The sequence below is a fragment of the Streptomyces sp. SID9727 genome (assembly GCF_010550605.1).
GTDB lineage: Bacteria > Actinomycetota > Actinomycetes > Streptomycetales > Streptomycetaceae > Streptomyces.
Genome location: NZ_JAAGNI010000397.1, coordinates 1 through 3216, shown reverse-complemented (window position 1 = coordinate 3216; position 3216 = coordinate 1). Strand labels below are relative to the sequence as shown.

At 72.8% G+C, this 3216-nt stretch carries 2 protein-coding genes; both read left to right on the top strand.

The genetic code is table 11. The features are described 5' to 3' along the window. Positions 1-328: 328 nt before the first annotated feature. Complete coding sequence (locus G3I41_RS28000; RefSeq protein ID WP_164403164.1) at positions 329-1924, top strand: glycoside hydrolase family 20 protein; 1596 nt, start codon at positions 329-331, stop codon at positions 1922-1924. A gap of 128 nt (positions 1925-2052) precedes the next feature. Next, positions 2053-2877 (top strand): DUF4328 domain-containing protein, encoded by an 825-nt coding sequence (locus tag G3I41_RS27995; RefSeq protein ID WP_164403163.1) that lies wholly within the window; start codon positions 2053-2055, stop codon positions 2875-2877. The last annotated feature ends 339 nt before the right edge of the window (positions 2878-3216 follow it).

The following is a 3216-nucleotide window of genomic DNA, read 5'->3' as shown; positions in this document are numbered from 1 at the left end:
GGGCAGGGCGGTGCGCCGGGCGGGCCGGGGCGGCTGCTCGGGGAGGCCGGCGTGGGACTCGCTGGACCTGGACAGCGTGAGCTCCCGAAAGAAGAGACGAAGGGGGACTCGGATACGAAGGGGGCTCAACGCTAGCGACGGGGGGATAAGGGTGGGCGAAGGATGCGCGAATTTCACCCGGACGGGAGAGTTTCGCAATGCCTGACGAGCGAATGTGTGAGGAGAATGCCCGGTTACCTCCCAACATCCGCACTGATTTCTGACAGTTCCGCTTCCTTTCTGATCCCCTTCTGCTCCCTTCCCCCCCCGAACCGGAGGTTTCTGGCTGATGGCACCCTCACGCGGCACCCTTCTGGCCGTGACGGCGGCGGCCGCGGCGGGCGTCGCCCTGTCCGGCTGCGACGGCTCCGGATCCGAGCACGGCAACGGCCCCGAGACGTCCCGCGCGGCGACGTCCCCCTCCCCCTCCCCGTCACCGACCCGGAGCTACCCGCTCTCGAAGACGCCCCGCGCGATCCCCGCCGTACGGGAGCACACCCCCGCACACGGCCCCGGCTGGAAGCCCGGCAAGGACAGCGGGGTCGTCATCGCGGACGGCAGCGGCAAGCTGGCCGACGAGGGGAAGCTCCTGGCCGGCGAGCTGAAGATCCACTACCGGGGCGAGGTGCCGGCCCGCGCCGGTGACGTCGAGCTCGCCCTCACCCCGAAGGCGTCCGGCGGGCCGGAGTCGTACACCCTGCGCACCGCCGACGGGCGGGTGAGGATCAGCGGACCCGGCCAGGCGGGCGTCTTCTACGGCACCCGGACCCTCAAGCAGTCCGTGCGCGCCGACGGCACCATGCCCGAGGGTGTGGTGCGCGACCGGCCGGACAAGCCGCAGCGCGGCCTCAACCTCGACATCGCCCGCAAGCACTACACCGCGTCCTGGATCGAGGCCCGGATGCGGGAGATGGCCGACCTCAAGCTCAACCAGCTCGGCCTGCACTTCTCCGACGACCAGGCGTTCCGCATCGAGTCCGACTCGCACCCCGAGGTGGTCTCCCCGGACCACCTGACCAAGAAGCAGGTCCGGCACATCGTCGCCCTGGCCGGCCGGCTGCACATCCAGGTCGTCCCGGAGATCGACTCGCCCGGCCACCTCGGCGCGGTGCTGCGCGCCCACCCCGACCTCCAGCTGCACAACGTCTCCGGCGTCGCCTCGACCGGCTCGCTGGACATCTCGAAGCCGGGCGCCGCCAAGCTGATCGACGAGCTGCTGGGCGAGTACGCGGAGCTGTTCGGCGGCGCGTACTGGCATCTGGGCGGCGACGAGTACCGGGCGCTGATGGCGAGCGACCCGGCCGCCTCCTACCCCCAGCTCCAGCGCGCCGCCGTCGCGAAGTACGGCTCCGGGGCCGGCATCGCGGACCTCGCCACCGGCTGGCTCAACGACCGGGCGAAGGTGGTCCGCAAGCACGGCATGCAGCCGAAGGCGTGGAACGACGGCCAGTTCCGCGACAGCGAGGTGCGCGCCGACAAGGACATCGAGGTCGAGTACTGGACGGGCAAGGAGTACGGGGCCCGGTCGCCGGAGGAGTACCTGCGCGAAGGCCGCAAGGTCCTCAACCTCAACGACGAGTTCATGTACTACGTGCTCGGCCAGCCCAACGCCTTCGTCTACCCGACCGGCAAGCGGATCTACGAGCAGTGGACCCCGCTCGTGCTGCGCGGCACCACCCCGGTCCCGGCCCGCTACTCGGACCAGATCCTCGGCGGCCGGTTCGCCGTCTGGGGCGACTTCCCGAACGCCCAGACCGCCGAGCAGGTCGCGGCCGGCATCCGGATGCCGCTGCGGGCGACGGCCCAGAAGCTGTGGGTCCCTGGCAAGCCGAAGCCGAGCTATGCGGAGTTCCAGTCGCTGGCGAAGGAGATCGACGCGGGCTGAGGCGCCGGTACGGGTCTCTGACCATGGACAACGCGGCCACCGGAGCGTACGGTCCGGTGGCCGCGCGTCCGGGGAGGGACGCGCGCGCTTCTCGCGTCGACGTCCGAATCCCGGGGGGTTCCGTTTCCATGCTCTGTTCACTCTGCGGCACGAGACCGGCCGGCACCGCCGACGTGCGGTGCTCCGTGTGCGCCGTCACGGCCGGCGCCGACCGGGGCCGGGCCTGGGCCGGCAGCCCCGGCTGGGCGCCGGAACCGCTCGGGCCGGACCAGCTGCGCTCGCCGGTCGGCCTGGCCAGGGCGGTGTGCGTGCTGCTCGGCGCGGTGGCCGTCGCGGACGTGCTGGCGATCGCCGCCGGCATCCACACGCGCATGCTGCTCGCGGACGGGCTGGACGGCGGTTTCCTGGTGGTGGACGACCACGAGCTGACCCTCGCCGACCACCTGACCGGGTCCGCGGGCGCCCTCCAGATGCTCACCTTCATGGCGACGGCCGTCGTCTTCCTCGTGTGGCTGCGCCGGGTCCGGCGCAACGCGGAGGTGTTCGACCCGTCCGCGCACTCGCTGCGGCCCGGCTGGGCGATCGGCGGCTGGTTCGTACCCATCGGCAACCTGTGGCTGCCGCACCGGGTGGTGAGCGGGGTGTGGTCCGCCAGTGCCCCGCTCGACGGCCGCGGACACCGGACCTCCGCGCCGCGCGGCCTGCTGAACGCGTGGTGGGCGGCGCTGGTCGTGGACCAGCTCGTGAGCCGGGGCGCAGGCCGCTTCTACGCCGACGCGGAGACCGGGGACGAGATGGTGCACGGGCTCGACCTGCTCGCGGTCACCGACGCGCTGGACCTCGGCGCGGCGGTCCTGGCCATCCTGGTGGTCCGCAGGGTGACGGCGATGCAGTCCCGGCGCGTGGAGCTCGGCCCGGTCCCCGCAGCACCGCGTCCGATCCAGACGCACTGAGGCGGCTCCGGGCGCGCGGGCGGGACGGGTGCGGGGCGAGCCGTGGGGCGGGGCGGCGGTAATCAGCCATCGGCAGTGACGCTTTTCGGCCAATCGGCGCTGAATGCGATAACAGGAAGCGCTGCGCCCCCCTGTGTCCCGGCATGGGACGCGTACGGGAGGGCTGACAGGAGACGCCGATGAGCCTGCTCGACCTGATCGCCGCCGCCGACGAACGCGGGCTCGCCGCCGGAGCGGTCGCCTGCCTCGAACGCTGCCTTCCCCGGCCGGCCCCGGACGCCGCCCCCGACCCGCTGCGCCCGCTCTGGGCCGCCTGCGCCGAGCCCCGCCTCTGGCCCG

Coding starts and splice junctions, on each gene's coding strand:
- G3I41_RS28000 (WP_164403164.1), top strand. CDS start 329: ATGGCACCCTCACGCGGCACCCTTCTGGCCGTGACGGCGGCGGCCGCG.
- G3I41_RS27995 (WP_164403163.1), top strand. CDS start 2,053: ATGCTCTGTTCACTCTGCGGCACGAGACCGGCCGGCACCGCCGACGTG.